General features: G+C 55.5%; 18 protein-coding genes. 7 read left to right on the top strand and 11 right to left on the bottom strand.

All coding sequences use genetic code 11. The annotated features are described in order from the left end of the window. Positions 1–291: 291 nt before the first annotated feature. A complete protein-coding gene (locus VM163_06035) occupies positions 292–1,689 on the top strand; it encodes a radical SAM protein (GenBank protein ID HUT03433.1) in 1,398 nt (465 codons plus the stop codon). A gap of 176 nt (positions 1,690–1,865) precedes the next feature. Here the strand turns inward: VM163_06035 and dinB are convergent, their stop codons facing one another. The 7 genes from dinB to VM163_06000 form a co-directional block, all read right to left on the bottom strand. Next, complete coding sequence (dinB, locus tag VM163_06030; protein ID HUT03432.1) at positions 1,866–3,056, bottom strand: DNA polymerase IV; 1,191 nt, start codon at positions 3,054–3,056, stop codon at positions 1,866–1,868. Between the two features lie 112 nt (positions 3,057–3,168). Then, complete coding sequence (locus VM163_06025; protein ID HUT03431.1) at positions 3,169–3,546, bottom strand: GxxExxY protein; 378 nt, start codon at positions 3,544–3,546, stop codon at positions 3,169–3,171. Between the two features lie 109 nt (positions 3,547–3,655). After that, the gene (locus VM163_06020) at positions 3,656–3,934 is read right to left on the bottom strand and encodes a hypothetical protein (GenBank protein HUT03430.1); all 279 of its coding nucleotides are present in this window, start codon (positions 3,932–3,934) and stop codon (positions 3,656–3,658) included. A gap of 189 nt (positions 3,935–4,123) precedes the next feature. Next, a complete protein-coding gene (locus VM163_06015) occupies positions 4,124–7,018 on the bottom strand; it encodes an ATP-binding protein (protein HUT03429.1) in 2,895 nt (964 codons plus the stop codon). 27 nt (positions 7,019–7,045) lie between these two features. Beyond that, entirely contained in the window at positions 7,046–7,201 is a 156-nt protein-coding gene (locus tag VM163_06010) for a hypothetical protein (GenBank protein HUT03428.1), read from the bottom strand. Positions 7,202–7,325: 124 nt separating this feature from the next. Next, positions 7,326–8,288, bottom strand: coding sequence for a radical SAM protein (locus tag VM163_06005; protein ID HUT03427.1), 963 nt, complete (start codon positions 8,286–8,288; stop codon positions 7,326–7,328). A gap of 40 nt (positions 8,289–8,328) precedes the next feature. Further along, positions 8,329–9,003 carry an acyloxyacyl hydrolase gene (locus VM163_06000; protein ID HUT03426.1) on the bottom strand — a complete coding sequence of 225 codons (675 nt, stop codon included), beginning with the start codon at positions 9,001–9,003 and terminating at the stop codon, positions 8,329–8,331. A 493-nt stretch (positions 9,004–9,496) separates the two neighbouring features. Here VM163_06000 and VM163_05995 point away from each other — a divergent pair, with 493 nt between their 5' ends. The 4 genes from VM163_05995 to VM163_05980 all read left to right on the top strand — a co-directional run bounded on the left by VM163_05995 (position 9,497) and on the right by VM163_05980 (position 13,149). Beyond that, positions 9,497–10,597 (top strand): iron ABC transporter permease, encoded by a 1,101-nt coding sequence (locus tag VM163_05995; protein ID HUT03425.1) that lies wholly within the window; start codon positions 9,497–9,499, stop codon positions 10,595–10,597. Positions 10,598–10,664: 67 nt separating this feature from the next. Then, entirely contained in the window at positions 10,665–11,459 is a 795-nt protein-coding gene (locus VM163_05990; protein ID HUT03424.1) for an ABC transporter ATP-binding protein, read from the top strand. Positions 11,460–11,584: 125 nt separating this feature from the next. Then, positions 11,585–12,514, top strand: a complete 930-nt coding sequence (locus VM163_05985; protein ID HUT03423.1) for a radical SAM protein — start codon at positions 11,585–11,587, stop codon at positions 12,512–12,514. Positions 12,515–12,603: 89 nt separating this feature from the next. Continuing rightward, complete coding sequence (locus VM163_05980; protein HUT03422.1) at positions 12,604–13,149, top strand: HPP family protein; 546 nt, start codon at positions 12,604–12,606, stop codon at positions 13,147–13,149. On the opposite strand, the gene lspA is transcribed toward VM163_05980, so the two are convergent. From lspA to VM163_05960, 4 genes are all read right to left on the bottom strand, one after another. Next, a complete protein-coding gene (gene lspA / locus VM163_05975) occupies positions 13,141–13,710 on the bottom strand; it encodes a signal peptidase II (GenBank protein ID HUT03421.1) in 570 nt (189 codons plus the stop codon). The two genes, VM163_05980 and lspA, sit on opposite strands and share 9 nt — an antisense overlap. A 480-nt stretch (positions 13,711–14,190) precedes the next feature. Next, positions 14,191–15,351, bottom strand: coding sequence for a hypothetical protein (locus VM163_05970; GenBank protein ID HUT03420.1), 1,161 nt, complete (start codon positions 15,349–15,351; stop codon positions 14,191–14,193). Between the two features lie 11 nt (positions 15,352–15,362). Then, the gene (locus VM163_05965) at positions 15,363–17,429 is read right to left on the bottom strand and encodes a hypothetical protein (GenBank protein HUT03419.1); all 2,067 of its coding nucleotides are present in this window, start codon (positions 17,427–17,429) and stop codon (positions 15,363–15,365) included. A 284-nt stretch (positions 17,430–17,713) separates the two neighbouring features. Then, positions 17,714–19,075 (bottom strand): radical SAM protein, encoded by a 1,362-nt coding sequence (locus tag VM163_05960; protein ID HUT03418.1) that lies wholly within the window; start codon positions 19,073–19,075, stop codon positions 17,714–17,716. 520 nt (positions 19,076–19,595) lie between these two features. Here VM163_05960 and VM163_05955 point away from each other — a divergent pair. Next, a complete protein-coding gene (locus tag VM163_05955) occupies positions 19,596–19,772 on the top strand; it encodes a hypothetical protein (protein HUT03417.1) in 177 nt (58 codons plus the stop codon). A 2-nt stretch (positions 19,773–19,774) separates the two neighbouring features. Then, positions 19,775–20,048 (top strand): phosphomannose isomerase type II C-terminal cupin domain (locus VM163_05950; GenBank protein HUT03416.1); only part of this gene is annotated, 274 nt, incomplete at its 3' end.

Below are 20,048 nucleotides of genomic sequence, written 5' to 3'. Positions count from 1 at the left end.
TTGGGGCTTGCCCTTGTCCCCATAGAATGTGCTAGCCCGTGACCCCGCGTTGCACACGGGGCTATGCACGTCAGGTCACTTTCAGGGCCACATCGGCCGAGCTTGCCAATTCCACTTCCTCAACGTCCAAATCGCCGCTACATAGCCAATAACGCAACCTACCCTACCCAAGTATTGGGGAAACTCCTCCCCTACGCACATTTGACAACTCCCCATCTTTGTTCATAATAATCAAGGATAAAAATGGCATCAAAGTAACACCTTAACGTGCCCATTGAGGGGAGATACGTATTGAGAATACTTCTCATGCAGAATCATAATCGTGAAGCTCAGATGGTCAACACTGCCCTGGCCACCGAGATGGAGAAGGTCCGTGGTGAGTTCCCTCCGCTAGGTCTGATGTATCTCGCCTCAATGCTCAGGCAGGAAAGAAACGATGACGTCGAGATTCTTGATAACTACGTGGAGAATCTCAGCGCTGGCGTCTTAAGGGAGGTCATCAAGGCAAAACAGCCCGATCTCGTTGGGATATCAACGATGACGCCGACATTCAAGAGCGCTTTGCTCGCCGCCAAAGTAGCGAAAGAATCTGGGGCGCCAGTAGTAATGGGCGGCCCGCAGCTGTCGATCTATCCTCAGGAGACCCTGTCTCACGACTGCATCGATTTCGGGATAATTGGCGAGGGCGAGCATGCCATCGTGGAGCTTGTGGACGCTCTAGACTCGGGAAGGGACCCTTCCGGCGTTCGCGGGCTCGCATACAAGTCAAACGGGAAAGTGCTACTCAACCCCGCGGCGATGGAAGATGACATAGATGCTCTCCCATTCCCCGCAAGGGACCTCATAAACCAGAACATGTACTCCTCAGCCGTAGCACTTGACCCCATGACAACAATGATCAGCTCTCGGGGCTGCCCTTTCCACTGCGGGTTCTGTGCGAAGTTCCCTTGGGACGATAAGGTCAGATTCCGTTCGGCCAAGCTCGTTGTGGACGAGATAGAGCACGTAGTTAAGCAATACGGCGTCCGCGAGGTTATGTTCTACGACACGGTAATGACGCTGGACAAGCAGCGGATGACCGAGATATGCGACGAGATAATTCGTCGTGCTATCAAGATAAAGTGGGAGACGCCGACAAGGGTTGATCTGGTGGACCCCGAGCTGCTCAGCAAGATGGCCAAGTCAGGATGTGCGCGCCTCCGCTTTGGGGTCGAGTCCGGCGTCCCCTCGGTGTTGAAACTAATGCGCAAAGGCATCTCGATTGAGCAGATTCGGACGGCCTTCCGTTGGACCCAAGAGGCCGGCATCGAGGCTTTCGCCTATTTCATGATCGGCTATCCTACCGAGTCGGTGCAGACGATAAAGGAAACGATCCGTTTTGCCATCTCGCTCAAACCGGACATGGCGATGTTCACCGCAACGGTCGCCCATCCTCACACCCACCTTTACGAGCTGGCCTTGCAGCACGGTTTAGTAAAGGGCGATTATTGGAGGGAGTTCACGCTCGGAAACACCGACCAGAAGCTCCCATTCTTCGTGGAAGATGCGGACCGCTGGGCCAAGAAGGCATACAAAGCGTTCTACCTTCGGCCATCCTTTATTGCAGAAAGGCTGACAAAAATGAGGTCCTGGCAGGATATTCGCAAGGCGGTCTCGGCCGGGATTATGCTCATAAGAATGAAGCACTGACCAAAGAGGGTCCGCCCCCGCCGCGCCAGCGCACTCCTTTGCGGTGCGTTCCCCCGGCGAGACCCAGTTCGACCGGCGCCTCAAGCGGCTTGCGGCATCAGGGGTATCGGCACCGACTCTCTGAATAATACGGCTTAAAACCTCTCATGAATTTGACGCGGCTGTGCCCGCATAGCCTACTCCGCGTAAGCGGAAAGCGAGCCCCCATGTCGGATAGCCCTTTCGCCGAACCGATCGCGTATCCTATCTGCCGCCTCCACCATCCTTCTATAACGTTGGTTATCGGCTATACCAAACAGCTCAAGCTGCACGCACGGGGCGCGGACGAGACCCCCGCCGGTTACCCCTATCAGCCGCAACATTCTTCGTTCCTTCCAGGAGGCGAGCAGCAGCCGTTTGGCATTCGAAAATATCACTCCCTCCAGATTGGTCGGCGTGCGGAGCATCAAAGCGCGGGTTATCGTCGTAAAATCGGCAAAACGCAGCTTGACGGTGACGTTGGTAGCGAAGTATCTACCCTTGCGGAGCCTTCTTCCCAACTTCTCGCACAGCCACAGCAGCGTGCCGAATATCGCTCTGGGGTTGTTGACGTCGCGGTCGAAAGTGTGCTCGTGGCCCATCGATTTGGCGTCATGGGAGTTGTAGTAGGGGATGATTGGGCTATTGTCGATCCCGCGCGAGGCAAAGTAGAGGCACTCCCCAATAACGCCAAAATGACTTGTCAGAATCTCTTTAGGCACAAGCGTGAGATCGAACACAGTCCTGACGCCAAGCCGATTCAAAACCCGCTGGGTCTTCTCGCCGACACCCCAGAGCTTCCCGACCGGCAGCTTGCCCAAAAAGCTCTGCTCCTCCCCAGGCAGAACCACCGTCAGCCCATCCGGCTTGTGCAGACCCGAGGCGATCTTGGCCACAAGCTTATTCGGTGCGATTCCCACCGAACAGGTCAGGCCGAGCTCCTTCTTGACCCGCTCCTTCATCGACCACGCAACGCTCTCCGGCGGTCCAAACAGCGGCTCACAACCCGATATATCCAAAAACGCCTCATCGATGCTGAAGACCTCCACCTCCGAGGTGTAGTCCTTCAGTATCCCAATCAGCCTGCTCGAGGCGTAGAGGTATTTGTCCGGGTTGCCCTCGACAAATGCTGCGTTCGGGCATTTGAGCCTCGCCGAAAACGCGGAGCTGCCCGATTGTATCCCGAACTTCCGAGCCTCATACGACGCTGTTGCGACCACGCTCCGCCTGTCGGGGCTGCCGCAGATGATAACCGGCTTGCCGCGCAGCTTCGGATTGTCCCGCTGCTCAACCGCCGCAAAGAAACAATCCATGTCAACGTGTATAATAGTCCGAAAGCAATCTTTCATAGCATAAACCATAATTCATAAGAGAGGGGTCCACGAAGTTCACGAAGGTACACGAAGGTATTTTTCTTAGTGTGTCTTAGTGTCCTTCGTGGACAACCTCATCTACCATAAATCATCTCACCAATCTCTCCCACTCCAGTTTGCCGTGGCTCCCGAAATTGACGAGAAGACCAACGCGAAGCCCGGTGACCTTCAGGTAGTTCAATATCTGCGCCCTATCTTTGTCCGACAGCCGATCGGCAGCCTTCAGCTCCAAGATTATCTGACCATAGCAGACGATATCCGCAAAGTACTCTTTGGCAAGCAGTTTCCCTTTGTAATGAATCTGCAACGGTTTCTGTCCCTCAAACGGAATCCCTTGGCTTTGCAGTTCAATCTCCATCGCCTCCTGGCAAACGGCCTCCAAAAAGCCGTGGCCGAGTTCCCGATGAACCTCAATGGCTGCCCCTACCACGGCAAAAACCTCATCTTTCAAGACCAACTCGACCATGTTCTAACCCCACTCCTTTGTGGACTAATATGTTATGAGGGGTCCACGAAGTTCACGAAGGAACACGAAGGTATCCTTCTTAGTGTGTCTTAGTGTCCTTAGTGGATCATCAATCTCCTTTAAGCTTTATGAACCATTTCATGTGCCTCGTATCGAGGAATATCTCGGCGTGATTTTCAGCATCATCAACTACGGCGTAATGATAGCGGTGATAAACGCCCTCCTTGCTCACCCAGCGACCTGTTACCTCCTTGATGTTGAAAACGAGGCCGCCACTCGAGGAACCGCTGGACAAGAGTCTCGCCTTCAGCGGGAACATCCCGTAGGCCTCGCCCCTGACACCAAAGAGGCACACAACCTCTATTTCTTCCTCGCATGTCACAGTCATGAAGGATTCACTCCCCCAATCATCTCTAGTCTAAGCCGAAGCTCCGCACGTGCGAGGCGCCCCCTCGCAACCCTCCGCTGTTTTTGTTGCTTTGCGCCAAGATATTGCAAAGCAATCTCTCGATGAGATACTTAACGAACAGGTCGTAGCCAGCCATGGCAGGCGGAATCCACGGGCAGAAGGGTAGTCTCAGTGGTGGCCATTGATGCAGTTAAGGACCTCGTCAACCTCAAACGGCTTAGTGATGATGCGCTCCACGCCAGCGGACTTGAGCTTCTCCTCATCGAAATGCACCCCCCAGCCAGTCGCCAGAATCACTCTCGCATCAGGCCTGAGGGCCTTGACGCGTTTGGCCACATCCCAGCCGCTCATCCGAGGCATACCCAAATCCGTTATCACGTAGTCGTATTTGCCCCTCTCGCATTTTTTGATGCCCTCCTCGCCGGACGAGGCGATCTCAACTTCGTGCCCCTCCCCAGCCAGCATATCGACAAGGAGATTCCTTATGTCCTCCTCGTCATCGATCACCAGAACGCGGGCTTTCTTCTGCGCCGGCCTGGGCCGAGGGGCCTCCTTCTGAGGCTGCTCCGCCTCCCTGAAGTCGCCCAACAGGGCAGGAATCTCAATCCTGAACTCCGTCCACTCGCCCAACTTGCTGTTGACCGTTATCGAGCCCCCGTGGCGCTCGACTATCCCGAAGACTATTGACAACCCAAGCCCACTGTTCGTCGGTTCTCGCGTCGTGAAGAATGGGTCGAATACCTTGTCCATTATCTTGACCGGTATGCCCTCGCCGTTATCGCTCACGAGCGCATACACGTTGTCCTCGTCCGTGCCCGTCTCGATCGTGATGCGCCCACCCTCAGGCATCGCGTCTATCGCATTGTTGATCAGGTTCACAAAGACCTCGCGCAGTTCGGACGGCTTGCCAGCCACCCGAGGGACCCTGGATTTCACGAACTTGGTCTCGATCACCACCCCCTTAACCTGCATCTGCTCCCTCCACCGAGGCCTCGTTATGCCGAGTGAGTCCTCGATCATCTCGCCGAGATCGACCGGAACGAACGCCGAAGTGTCGCCTATCTTCGCGAATCCCTGGATGCGGCGAACTGTCTCCGCACCATCAAGCGCCGTCCTCTCGATTATCTCGAGATTGCGCCTTGTCCCGGCGTCCTGACCCCCGATCATCCTGATCAACATCTGCGTGCGCCCCAGTATGACGCCCAGAAGATTATTGAAATCATGAGCGACGCCCGAGGCCATCTCACCCAACGCCTTGAGCTTGTCCGCCCTAGCAAGCTGCATCGAAAGGTGAGTCTTCTCGGTTATATCCCTGAGAGAGACCATGATCTCAGGCTCAGCGCCACGCGCCTCAATGGGACATGCGAATATCTCCAAGAACTGGTCCGCCCCGTCGGCCAATTCCCGATGATGCACAATGCCAACCGACCGGCTTTTCTCTAGGACATCTCTCACCGGACAGCTCATTTCCTCGGTGCTGCACGGCTCTTCTCGTCCGTAAAGAACCTCGTGGCACGGCCGACCCAAAACGCTCTCCTGGCTGTCCTCTTCCACCAACTTCAAGAACTGCTTGTTGGCTCTTTTGATGCGATAGTTGGCGTCAACAACCATGACTGCCTCGTTCAGCCCGTTGAGGATCGTCTCAAGATAGGATTCCAACTCAAGGGCCGATGGAGTTGCCACCTCTGAGCCTGTCTGAACGCTCGTGCCCTTACTCCTACAGATCACCAAGATGTTCTTCACGCCGTCAGACGTCAGCAAATGCCCATCCAACTCAAGCTCAATAATCTCGTCTTGAGAACTCGTTGGCAACACATTTGTCCTCGCGCTGCCCACAGCCTGAACTGCCTCGAAAAAAGCACGCATTTTGCCCGTGGACTCGTCCCCGAAAATCGCGTCCGCACTTTCCCCGGATAACGAGGCAGGCGCCGTCTTTCCAAGCAGCGAATACATGGCGCGATTTGCCGCCACAACATGGGCATTACTATCCGCAACGAACATAGCAGACGGGACAGCATCAAACGTCTTTGCCCAAATCCCTGAATCAGAAGCTGGGGCGGCCTCCGACAGCTCTTGTCGAGGCGCAGCCCGCATCCGGGAACGCCAGGCACCCAACCCCAGCAGCAGCAACAGCAGCACAATCCCGGCCGCCGCGACAGAGAGAACTACCGGCAGGGATGCTGGATACTCTTTCGCCGAGGACTGCTCGGGCGAACCGGCAAAGGGCCTCAATGAACACAGGGCGCACTTGCGGTCGAGGAACTTGAACGGGGCGACGATCAGCTGGACTGCTCTCTGCTCGTTCGCAGCTGCGAGTGGCGGTTGGGTGAGCCTCAACACGCCCGGCATCCCGGCGGCCACTAGGTCTGTCGGTGAGGGTGCAACTGAGACGGTGTCGCCGCCAAGCACCAGGCTCGCATCCCACCCGAGAACACCTCGCAGCCGTTCCAACGCCAGGGATGTATGCCCACCGTCATCGAGGACGAATATCTTCTGCCTCAACGAGAGAGGAACCATTCGCTGAATGGCGTCAAGGTTGATCGACGCAACTACGGAGTATATGAGCGAGCCATCCTTGAAGACAGGAAACGTTACCCAAAAGCCCTCCGTGCTATCGCCGATGTTGACGATTGAGGAGGCGACAGCCGCTTTATTGCGCACAGACCGCTTTATCAGCCTAAAAACTGCGGGACCGACGAACCTCGTCTCGCTGGACAAGGCGGACTCGGGATAGGCCTGGAACACGCCGCCCTTGTCGTTCACCCAAAGGACAAGCTGAACGAACTCGGAGGTCAACAGGTCCGCGCCTAGCCAGTCGATTGACCCTTCCGCCGGATGCTGGTTCTCTGGCAGCACGTATTGCTCCGAGACCAGTTCAAGCCGGGTAACCACCTGGGCGAGCTGTTGCTCCAAGAGCTTCGCGGCCAACACGAGCGAATCAAGCTGTGCCTTGTTACTTCGCAGCTGGCTTGAGAGGTCGCTTCCCGCTGCCGATATAGCAACGGCAATAATGAGCACGAGCACTAGGCAAACGCGCTCCCCGAATAACTCCTTCCCGTACATCTCACTCCAAGAATAATATATGGAAGGTCAAACCACAAAACCCTCCACGCCGCAGCAATACTTATCGTTGGCTAAGCCAGTTTTCCTAGCGATTGTTGTCCCGGTGCGACCGGTGGCCACGATGTAGAGCTTGCCGTTGAGCCAATGCTGCTCATCTCTGTCGTGATTTTCTTCTCGTCGCATGAATCCCCAATTCATGATCATCGTTCTCTGCTTCAGGGATTGAGCGCAGGGAAAGGCCGGGGGCGGCTAGATAAGAAGAGAGAACACGCGCGATGATAGGCGCAGACCTGGCGGCTTGCGATGCCTACCAGCTGCTGCCCATCTTGTCCCCGAGCAACTTCTCTGGGAAGTCTGAATCAGGCCTCTGCACAAAGAGCGTCGCGAAATCGAGCGAACTCGCGACCTTGAGCGCCTCGTCATACTCTTCCAGAGAGAGCCGGCGGCCAAGCGTCCGGTGGCCGACTGCCCTGTGCATTGGGCGATACTGGCCCATCAGGCTGACCGCAACGTCAGTTGAGATGCTCTTCGCAATCCACTCCAGAACGCGACTCGTATCTTTCAAATGACCCGGCAAGACCAGATGTCTAATTATGAGCCCTTTTTGAGCGATGCCCTCGCCATCCAACGCGAGAGGCCCACACTGACGCCACATCGCCCTTAAAGCCTCTCGAGAACGGGCGACGTAGTCCGCTGCCTCCGAATAGTCGTGAGCCAGATGTTCGTCGGCATATCGCGCATCGGCAAGATATACGTCAACCATTCCATCAAGCGACTCGATGGTATCCGTATTCTCGTATGAGCTCGTGTTATAGACGATCGGAAGGTCAAAACCGGCCGCTTGCGCCATACTCAGCCCTTCGAGTATCTGCGGAAGGAAATGGGTCGGCGTAACAAGGTTCAGATTGTGGCATCCAGCCGTCTGAAGAGACAAGAACATCCCGCGAAGCTCGTCGGCGCTCACCTCCTTGCCCCGGTCCTGCTGGCTAAAGCGGTAGTTCTGGCAAAAGATGCACCTCATCGTGCAATGCGCAAAAAAGACCGTGCCAGAGCCTCTCGTGCCGCTGACCGGAGGTTCCTCGCCGACGTGTGGCCCGAACCGGAAGATTTTTGCGCGAGCGCCCGCCCGGCAATAGCCGCGCTCGCCCGAAGCTCGGTCCACACCGCACGCCCGCGGACAGAGCTTGCACGAGTCCAGATTCGCCCGAAGTCGCTCCAGTGCAGATGTAACGCTGCTTTGGCGGTTCTGCAAAGCTACACCATCGCTCATCTGATTGGGCATCGACAGACGGGCGCGGAGCGCTTGCATCCTAGAAGAGACGCCCAATCGTAAAAGCAACCGCGTTGATGCCAGCGTTTTCGGGCCGGATGCTGCCATTGGAGATATGTTTGACCGAGAAAACCGTGTAGAAAGTTCGGCCTGAAAAGACGTCGAACTGAGCGCCAACACCGCCTTGAGGATTGAAATTCACCCTCAAGCCCTGCCCGGGGACCTGAAAGTCATCATAAATGATGTGGCACCCACCCTGGACAAACGGACGGAAATGATGATCGCCAAAGTCACCGAGGTAATAAACCAGGATAAGGCCAGCCGAGACTATGCCTCGCACCCTCGGACTCACCATAAGTCCCGCGTTGCAGCCCACCTTGTATCGGAGGGAATCCAGGCCTATGTGCGGCCACACCGTGCTGGGGTCTATTAGCATAAATCCCGACACCTCCACCCCCTGAATGTCGGTGCCCGGCTTGTAGGTGTTCCCATAGGTCATCCCCAAACCGCAGCGCTCGGGGGTCCTGCCCGAGGCGCGCCCTTCGGCCAGGACGTCTGCACGCAACGGCTGAGCGACGGCAAGCGCCAAAAAAAAGACTGCGCAGGCCATCATGACTTCAACTGTGTGGGTCGGCCTCATCTGTCGCTTTGCGGCTATTACAAAGTTATCCAAACGCTGCTCTGAAGAAAAGACCTCATATCTCTTACCGTTCAAACACTTTCTCATATCAACGCGACAATTCAAAACAATTGCATGCTGCCTCAGTGTGAGTCGCTGTCCAATAAGTCGGGTCCGAGGTTGTGTAGGGGCGGGGCTTGTCTCCGCCCATCTATATATTCGGGCAGACACAAGGCCTGCCCCTACATGCGGCATACCCCGCTGCGTCATCCCCGTTGAAACCGACTTATTGGACAGCCTCTAATTCGCAGGAGAAACTGCGCAGAAAAAAGGGGCGTCCTAAAAGCTTCACCTGTCACAGCTGCACACATACACTAACAAAGATCGCAGAAACAGAACCCGCGGTGCCCATAGCCCTACCGTCCCTCGTTGACCGCCAGTGAGGCAGTCATCGGGCCGGTGCTTCACTCGCCGCAAGAGGCGGGCTACACGGGTTGTATCACCAACACCGATTCGGTAACGTAGTTACCAAATGAATGTATCTCGAAGCGGGAGGGCACGTCGCTTCTCCCCCTTAAGCACGTGAGGAATGTTGTTTCAGAAGAGCCCAGAGAATAAACTTCCTGCGACGCAGGGCCAGACCTTCTTGCGAAGGAGGAGGCTCACCTGGACAGCCTGGTGGGTCGGTTACACACTGCTGGCCGCGATTGCGGTCGCAGTCGGCTGCGCTATCGGACCTGTGCCAATATCTCCTCTGAAAGTCGCCAAGATCATCCTTTCCCACCTTGGGTTTGGCCAATGGGCACCCGATTGGTCTGCCGTGCAGCAGACAATAGTCCTGAGAATCCGCGTCCCACGCGTTATGACTGGTTTTGTCGTTGGCGCCTCGCTTGGCGTTGTCGGCACGGCCTTTCAGTGCATCCTCCGCAATCCGCTGGCAGACCCGTTCATCTTGGGCGTCTCAAGCGGCGCGGCACTGGGCGCCTCAATCGCCATTGTTCTGGGGATTACTATTCCTTTCCTGCCAGGCGCGAGCCTGCCGTTGATTGCTTTTTTCGGGGCTATGCTTGCGACGGTCTTCATCTACCGAATAGCAATCGTTCACGGCACGATAAACCCACACACGCTGATCCTCTGCGGCGTCATCCTAAACTCGTTCCTATCCGCAGTCATGATGATGATCTACTCGGCCGCAAGTCCCTACAGGGTCCACTCACTGCTGCTGTGGCTGATGGGCGACCTCGAAAGCACTGGTGAATGGCGAGCCGTCCCACTTATTATCATGGTGGCGGGCGGCCTCTGGGTCTCAACGTTTGCAAAGAAAATGAACGCGATGTCGCTGGGCGACGAGGCCGCATTTGCGCTAGGTGTGGAGGTTTCACGTGCCAAACAGGCGATATTCTTGATCTGTGCAATCGTCGTTGGCTCGGCCGTCTCGACAAGCGGAATGATAGGATTTGTAGGCCTGGTAGCGCCTCATTTGTGCCGAACTCTTGTTACGGCCGACCACAGGTTCGTGCTGCCTGCCTCAGCGCTTGTTGGGGGGACGCTCGTCGTCTTCGCGGACTCCTTTGGCAGATGGGTTCTGTCCCCAGCGGAGGTCCCAGTCGGCGCTGTAACCGCTCTAATAGGCGCCCCGTTCTTCATTTATGTTCTTAGAAGACGCTCGAAGATCGTCTGGTCAGAGTGAAATGAGTCAAGGGCCAGCAGGGACAGGTCAAAGGTCAGGAAACGAACACGGGGAGTCAGAACGGCCCGTGCGACAGGCGGTCATTGCAGCGGCCGGACTAGGCTTCTTATACCAAGCGTCAGGATTTGCGCTGGGGCCACTGGATGTCTCGCTGGCGGCCGGTGAGATACTTGGGATTGTGGGGCCGAATGGGGCAGGCAAGACTACTCTCTTGCGGCTACTGAACGGCTTTTTGCGACCTCATTCTGGCCTCATCGCGCTGAACGGAGAGCGCCTGACTGCGCTCAAAGCACGGACGATCGCTCGCTCTATTGCGTTTGTGCCGCATCAGGCCCCAACGACGTTCCCCTATCGAGCACTCGAGATCGTCTTGATGGGACGCTTGCCGCACCTCGCACCTCTTCGCTCCGAAAAGGCAAGCGATGAACAAGTCGCAAGGCGCGCGATGATGGACACAGACACCGCACATCTCGCTGATAGGTATTTCGGCGAGCTTTCTGGGGGCGAGAGACAGCGGGTTATGATAGCAATGGCATTGGCTCAGCAGCCGAGGGTCCTGCTGCTTGACGAGCCAACCAGCCACCTTGACATCAAACATGTCGCGAGCGTCTTCGATGTTCTCATGTCTCTGGCCAAGGACCACGGTCTCGCAGTCGCAGCTGTGCTCCACGATCTCAACCTGGCCTCAGGGTATTGCGACCGGCTTCTAATGATGGCGTCCGGCAAGGCCGAGGCGCTCGGCAGACCTTCAGATGTTCTCTCGGTTCAGAACATCAAGCGCGTTTTCGAGACGGAGGTTACTGTGGTCAGAAACCAATCGACCGGCACCCCGTTCGTGTTCCCTGTCCGAAAAATGGGCTGATTCACCCTTCGTAGTGCTACTACGGAGAACGGGCACTCGCCAAGCTGTGATTGCCAATTACAGACGCCAGAACAATCTGCTATTGTCTCATCTACAAGTATTCTCGTGCTTGATATGGAGAAATCATGAAGTATGTATTCGGACCGGTTCCATCGAGGCGCTTAGGAATGTCGCTTGGAATCGATATGGTGCCATACAAGACCTGCACCTTCGACTGTATCTACTGCGAGTGCGGCCGGACTACGGTTCACGAGGCAGTCCGGCGCAGACATTTCGATTCGCTCTCCCCAGTCCTCGATGAGGTGTTGAGAATCATAAAGAGCGGCCGGCGTATCGACTACATCACACTGAGCGGCAGTGGCGAGCCGACTTTGAACGTCCAGTGCGGAGAGTTCATCCGCGAGGTCAAGAAGAAGACCGAGACAAGGGTCGCGGTCCTCACGAACGGCTCTATTCTGACGCAAGGCAACGTCTTCAACGAGCTCTTAGCCGCGGACTTGGTGGTGCCGTCGCTCGACGCAGCCAGGCAGAGCACTTTTGAGAGAGTCAACCGGCCAGTGAAAGGAATGTTGGTCAAGGACATTGCCGAGGCGACCGCGGAGTTCGTCAGAGCTTTTGCGGGCGAGGTCTGGCTCGAGGTTCTGCTCGTAGAAGGCCTCAACGACTCACAAGAAGACTTGGCCGCGCTGTCGGACGCCGTGATGCGCATCGACCCAGCACAGATTCAGGTTGGGACAGTGGAGCGGCCCGGGGCAGAGGACTGGGCGCGGCCGGTGTCCAACAAGAAACTGGAGGATTTCGTGGCCGGATTGGGGCCGAGGGCGGCGGTAATCGGTCAACCAAATAGAGATTTCGGCGTCTCAACTGGAAGGGATATTACCGCAGATGTCTTGGCGCTTGTCTTGCGTCGTCCTTGCACGATCGAGGATATAGAGAGCGCCGTAAGCGAGAAGAGGCCGGTGATTATAGGGAAGCTCCGCGAGCTTCAACAGGCCGGTAAGATCATCGAATACGTCCATAATGACAAGTCGTTCTACTCGAGCAAGAAACGATGAGACCTTAGCCCTTGTAGCTGCGTTGGCTGGTTGTGCCGATATGTCGGCAGCGCCAGCTCATTTGATTGGCCCAAAGGAGATACAGTCCTATGGCAGATGAACAAAGCCGGGACCGGCCCCCTCGCGTTCCGCACATGTTTGATCCCAAGTTCAATCTCAACACGCTTTGCCATTATGTCTCGCAGACAGCGCTTGCGACGATATTTGTCTTCTTCATGTTCCTTCTACTGCACGAGCTGGGCCAGCTAGCGATTGTGGCGGCGCTCGGCTCATCAGCCTTCATCGTTTTTGCCATGCCCGACAGGGAGCGCTCCAGGGCTCGCTACGTTGTTGGAGGGCACGTCTTCTGCCTTCTCACTGGCACGGTCCTGAGGCTGCTGACGCACGGTTGGCTCTTCAAACATACACAGACGAGCGCCGCGGTTGAGACCATAATTGCTTGCAGCCTCGCCGTTGGGTGTGCGATCTTCATAATGGTCGTAACGGACACAGAGCATCCTCCGGCCGCCGGGACGGCTGTGGGCACGGCCATCGCAGATTTCTCAGCCGAGGTTGCTGTAACCGTGGTCGTCGGGGCGATCATGCTATCGCTCGGGAAGTTCCTGCTCCGCCGGTGGCTGAAGAACTTAGTCTGAGGGGCTCTTTGTAGGCGCGACTGTGCACTTCTTGCCGGAACTCATTCTGACTATCCTCGCGAGAAGGATCAGAGTAGCCAGAGTAACTGCCGTGTCCGCAACGTTGAAGGCCGGCCAATGATATAGATGCTTGTAATGCAAGTCCACGAAGTCGATGACGGCCCCATAGGACATGCGGTCAATGAGGTTACCCACGGTTCCTCCAATGAGCAGCGAGACCGCAAACATAATCGAGCGTCGTTTCCCGCCATAATGGGCTGCGAACCAGGAGAACACAAAAACAGCAACGATCGCCCCGAAAGTTAGCAAGACTTTCTTGTAAGGGTGCCTGTTGCTAGAGAAAAAACCAAACGCTATCCCCTGGTTCATCGTATAGATTAAGTTCAAAAAACTATCTACAATCGACACCTGTTGTCCAAGCATGAGATGTGCTCGAATCCAGAGCTTGGTCGCCTGGTCAAGGACAACAACAATGCCAACTGTCGCTAGAAACAGCCACGACGACAGGCAATTCGCAAAAAAAACTCTCAAGCTGCCGTGAGCACGTGATTCCTCAGACAAAGACACCTCTTTGGTTTAGGTCCAATTAGCGAAAAGACACTAACCGGCGGCGCAAGCGAAGTCAATCTACGCTTTCGCAGGGCTTGACCCCTGGATTGTAGAGGCTGTCCAAAAAGTCGGTGTGGAGTCGTAGGGGCGGTGAATTATGGCCCAGCCTCCGAGGTCCACCTCCCTGTCTCCGGTTGGCAAATCATAAGGAGGGTGCGGCAAGCGGCAGCCTACACGACTGCTATGTCCTTCTGAAGCCAAAAGCAACGGCTGTCCGCCAAACCCTCACGGCACATCAATCTCAAAAGGGTTGCACATTCACGGCATCACTCTCATCTGCAATAAGAAGAGCAGGGCGAGAAGTGACTTCTGGGACAGCCTCTGTACTCTCGGGGCGGATTGCGCTTGGAGTCTTCTTGTGATTGCTTGTCAGCGGTCTCTAGAGATACTGACCAGAGACCGGCCGGCGCTTTGGAGCACCTAATCCCGTTGTTACGAGGTGTTATCGGCCAGCAACTGAAGAATCCTGGCGCAGATGAGCTGGATGCCCTTGCCGTCAACAGCTTCGCGAGCACGTCTAGACAGCTCGAGGCGAGTATCCCGGGATGTCTGCCATGCGGATAGAGTTGAGGCAAGATTCTGGGCGGATGTTTTCAAAAACAGGCCCGCATTGACAACAGCGCCTCTGAATGCGAGGTGCTCGGCATTCCGGAGCTGCGATTCGTTCTGGGAGATGACCAGGACTGGCAGCCCCACTGCTGCGGCCTCGAACATCGTTATTCCTCCAGAGACAATACAAGCGTCGGCCCTGGCGAAGAGCTCTGCGATGTTTTCTTGGCTCTCGCCGTAGTGCAGGGTTGTCCTATTGGCGTCAACTATCGCCTCAAGGCGGCGTCTGTTCTCTTCCGGGAACGCTGGGCCGAGCGCGACATCGATTGTAAGCCTCTTCAAGCTCAGGGCAGCGCTATATGCAGTGAACGTTGCGAAATTGGGGTCACTGCCACCCATAGATATAACGAGACGCTCGAGTGAATCCCTCACGACGAACCGGTCCCTCGCGTCAGCAAATACCGGCGCAAGAGCTGCGAATCGAGGGCCGAGTAGTGCGGTCGTGCTCGAGCCTTTGAACCTGCTCATTTCGCTTTCATTCTGGTTGGCGTCGATGATCATATCGACGCAGTTAGGCGCCATATCAGCAGCGCCGAACGCCACGATTGCGGGCTTGATGTGCCTTGCCTTGAACTGCTTAAGGTGATGGCAGAGGTCAGGTGGATAGTGAGGCCTGTCGATGACGACAAGCGAGATATTTGCATCTTCTATCAATGTGCTCAGGAGCGGGACGATTATCTCGTAGCTGGGGTTGTCTGGGAGTTTTTGAATTGAGTCGAACTTTTTCTTGAACGGCGCTAACACATCATCTTGGGAGCTAGTGAGTAGCGTCGAGTCTCCCTCGCACAGCTCCTTCAAGGCGCCCGCGATGAGCGCGGTTCTAAAGAGGTGTCCCAGCCCCATCTGTGCGCTGCCATCGGCCCAGAAAAGAGTATTCATATCAGCTGGATTATCGCATCCGGACAGAAAAAAAGAAGAGGCGCCAACCCGTGTGGGAGGCGCCTCTGGTGTTCTGTTTAGTTCCCGGTGGCTTTTCGCTGCCACTGGGAGGTTATCTAGTTGGTGTAATGGAACTCAGCTATGTCCAGTGAGATGAACGGCGTGAACTCGCCCGGCGGGGTGAGAGCTCCCGCAAACCAGTAGGTTCCGGTGCTGTTGATAGGAGGCGGACTGCACGGCAGGCCGAACGCCGCTATCGTAAACGGTGCTACGGACAGGTCACCTGGGAACACAAAGCTCGGTATCCAAGCTGTAATACCTGGGAGCCAGCTGGGTGCGCAGTCGATCGAGCCATTAGGCTCGATGATAGCGATATAGATATCAACTGCTACGGCCAGGCCAGGGTTGCTGCCGCCGATCTTCAGCTGAATTGTATCGCCAGCATGGTAGTCAGTTTTGTCAGTTTCAACCGAGATGCTGGGACCCGCCCCACCGCTGCACTCGTAGATGCCGAGTTTGGCGGCGATCAGCTTCAGCTTATTATCCGGGAGCTTCTCTTCCTGGAGCTCGCTAATGCCGAAGTCGATCTTGCCGTTGCCGTTGAAGTCGCTTGCAGGAACGAGAAGACCTGCGTAAGCGGTCTCAGCCTGGGCCCAATCGATAGCAAGGTATGTGCCGCGGCCGAACTGCTTCTGCCACTCAAGGGCGCCGGTCGCGCCGTTGCGGATCTCTACTCGATACTGGAGGTCAGTCGTACCGATAGCCTTGTAAACTTGAAGGATGAACTCGCCCACGCCGTCGCCGTCAAGGTCAACGCCGTTGCCGCGGATCGGGGCCGTGTAGCCAACAGGCTGCTCGTCGGTGTACTCTACTCTGAACTTCTCCGTATAGTTGCTCGTGGGGTCGAGGACGATCAGCCTATTGCTGTAGGTGGTCGTGCCTGACGTGAAGTAGTAGAGACACAGTTCCCGAACGCCATCGCCGTCAAGGTCGAAGACCTGGACAGACATGAGCTCCTCATCAGGGTCATGAGTGAAGCGATTCACAAACGTTCCGCCCTGATACTCCGCGATGTAGCAGCTGCGCTCGGCCGGCTGGAATCCTCCGTCCGCTCTCTCTTCCCATTTGATGCTGTAATAGAGGAGATCGGGGTTGCCGTCCATGTCTAGGTCGTGGCCGCCAAGACCATCTTCCCAGAATATAGCACCGTAGGTTGACGAGTCGTCAAGCAGGTCCTCGCCGTAGCTGAAGAGCTCCGCCTGAGTGTCGCCGTTGATGACCTTGGTGTTATAGGCGCTCCGCAAGCTGTCATGGGTTCTTATGAGCATCTCTGGCGAGCCATCTCCGTTTAGGTCGCAGACCTGGTCTGGCAGGATAAGGACCTGGTCAAAATACCAGCTCTTGGCCTTGATCATGCGGTCTGTGCCGGCATCATAGTCATAAAGCTTCAGCTCACCTGAAGTCTGATAGGGGTCATCGATCTCGCTCAGTAGGACCTCGTAGTCGCCGTCAAAATCGTAATCGACCTGCTGCATGGCTCTGGTCTGATTGCTGCCTTCGGACTTCCACAGAAGCTCGTAGTTATTGACAGCGGTCGCCCTGTATAGATACGAGTCGTAGGACCTAAACCAGTCGCCGAGAAGCAGAAGATCGGGGTTCGCATCGTTGTCAAACTTCAGATACGGACTCGTCAGGCCGACTATTTCCATGCCTAGTGCGGTCTCAAAGTCGAACTCGCTTACCGAGGACCCAGTCTCATAGACCTCGACCAAGGATGTGATGGACTCTTGGGTCAGCTCGCTATCCTCGTCGCTCCGACCGGTAAAGACTATCTCTGTCTTGCCATCGCCATCCATGTCGGCATGAGACAGATACAGAGGAGCAACATCGATGCCAGAAAGTGTCCAGAATGGGTTGAAATCAGCCCCATAGAACGCCACATCGGTTGTTGTTAGGTCTGTATAGTAGGTGTCGCTGCTCCTGACGATGAGAAAGTCGGGATGCCCATCCCCATTGATGTCCCTCAGAAAAGACATAAACATGTTCTCCCACTCTGGAGTGCCGTCCTCGTTCTCGTCGGCGGCCATCCAGCCAGTAGTGAACACTTCATTGTATTCCTGGGCGAACGCAAGCCCGCTCAGGACAAACAGCACTGTGAGGCTAATTAGTAAGCTATTCCTCATCTTGACTGCCCTTCTCCCTTCATAAGTTTTGTTAGTGTTCTTCTTTGCTTGGTGCCCAATAGGCTCATGTGTTGGTTCTCACCTCTACAAGTTCACTTTATGTTAAATGGTCTATTACCTTTAATGCACTAGCTAGCGCAAGCATTTTAGTCGGCGACTTTCTTAAGTCAAGAGGGAAAATAACCCTCAACAATCGGGCAGTTCGGGAATTGACGCGCTTGAGGCGCACCCGTTTTGAGACCTAGCGCGTTGACCTGCGCTATTGCCTTACGCGGTCTCTGCGCTCAGGGCGCCCTGAGTTCCGTATCGACACCGCGTCCTTTAAGCGAGGCAGTATATGACCTCAGCTGGGCAAGATACCCTTTGTTAGCCTTTCTCCATCTGTTCAGGAAATACCTTGCGGCAAGCCCCTTAATTCCGTTGGCAAGAGAATAGAAGTCGCGCCAGAGCTTTAGCACGTCCCGCTGCAACTTGAGCGGAGAGAAGTTGGCCGGTCGGAACACAACGTGTGCGCCGTCGTAGTGTCTGAAGTCGTGATCGAATATCCGGCCCTCGCTCGTGAGGTCGCTGGCTACCCGCGTCCCCGGGAACGGCGCCAGAATCGAGAACTGTGCGTAGCGCAGGCGCATTGTTTTACAGAACCGCAATGTCTCCTTTGTTGTCTTGATGTTGTCGCTGTCCGCGCCGATTATGAACATCCCGCAGATGCTTATCTTGTGCTCGTTGAGCCGCCTCACCGATTCGATGACCTCCTCCACCCTCAATTGCTTGTTGTATCTGTCCAGCGAGTCCTGCGTTACCGCCTCAAACCCGATGAACAGCTCCCTGCAATTGGTCGCTGAGATGAGGTCAAGCAGTTCTGGGTCCGTTGCGATCTCCGCGCGCGACTGTGCCACCCAGGACACATTTAGTTGCCTGCGGGATATTTCCGTCAGAAGCCTTTTGGTCCATTGTCTGTTGGCAGCGAAATTATCGTCGCCGAAGAAGAGGTTCCTGTAGCCCTGTTTGTATCTCAGCTCTATCTCTTCCGTGACTGATTCAACTGACCTAAACCTAACTTTTCTACCATACACCTTGGTTACGCAGCAGAAACTACAGTCATAAGGACACCCTCGCGACGCGGATATCGTCGCATACTTGAGCGATTTTCGTAGGTCCGGCTCTAGCTCGTAATCGGGAAACGGCAGTGTATCGAGGTCTTCAATCAATCCCCCTCTGACTATGTGCCCATCGAAGTCAGGGCGCACAGCATCAAGGACAGCGTTCTCCCCCTCTCCCGTCAGGACCACATCCGCGTGCTCAGCCGCCTCGTCAGGCAGTAGTGAGGAATGAATGCCGCCGAGTATAATCTTTGTATTTGGGCTTGCCTTCTTTACAGCGCGAGCTATCTCATAAGCACGGTCAGCTGTAGGAGTCATGGTTGACACCCCGACCACATCGGCTGATATGAGCTCGGGCGCCAGTCTCCCATTTTTACGAGAGAGAACGGGCTTTGTGGCCTCCGATAGGACTGTTACGTCGTGGCCTGCTCGCTTTAGCGTCGTCGCAACGTAAAGCAGACCGATCAAAGGGATACGAACAAACTGATAAGCATTGAACTCCGCCGCTGGCTCAACAAGGACTATCTTTTGCGGGCGGTTCGTCACGTCTAAACACCTCTTTCAGAGCGAGTTTTATTTATCCAAAACGTCAATTAAGCAGAATACTATAAGTGAAACAAACCAGCCTGACAACATTATAGCACGAGGAGTCTTCGTAATCGTGCCCGGGCCTGCTCAACTGACGGCGTTCTTCCTGCATCCCCGCGAGGGGATGAACGTGAGAAGGGGCTATGGTCAATGGGTATGGAGTAGTGTAGGGATAGATGTGTTTGGGTATTTGTGGACGGGCTGTTCGACCCCCTTTTAAGATCGCGAGGATACCGACGTGAACGCGTTCCGTGGGTTGCACCCACGGCTACTATTGTGGCCCCCCTTCGGGGAACCGAAACACAGCATCACGTCAATCCTAATTCCACTTTTGTTCTTGACCAAAACCAACCCCCGGAGCCAACAACACAACACTCCTTAATCAAAGAATACGAAAACTCCTGCATACATAGCACGGCCATTGCCCTGGATGCAATTTGGTTCACACTCTCAAGAAGCGGTGGATTGATGAGCATCAGTGTGGCACGACACCGCCTTGGCTGGCGTTATCTACTTAGTTCACGTTCGAGACCAGACCCATTACCAGCTCGATGAGGTCTTTGGGGATTTGATGGGCTGGGTTGACAAGGCGCTCAACTGGTGGCAGTTTCCGCCGGTCAAAGTGAGGCTACGGATATTAACTAAGTGGCTATAACGATGGGTAAGGCCGAGAAAGAAGTCCGCCCGTGGGGGGGGTTCGAGGTGCTGCATGGGGAGGCCGGATTCAAGGTCAAGCGCATTGAGGTTACCCCCGGCGAACGCATAAGCCTTCAACTGCACCGCCATAGATCGGAGCACTGGTTCGTAGTTTTGGGCGAGGGTTTGGCCACCGTGGGTAATCAGGAAACAGCCATCAGCCCCGGCGCCTCACTCGATATAGGCCGCAACGTGAGGCACCGGATCGAAAACACCGGCCAGTGTCCTCTTGTTT

This window comes from bacterium (genome assembly GCA_035527515.1).
Classification (GTDB): domain Bacteria; phylum B130-G9; class B130-G9; order B130-G9; family B130-G9; genus B130-G9.
The sequence above is the reverse complement of the archived record's forward strand: the minus strand, read 5'-3'. Positions and strand labels throughout refer to the sequence as shown.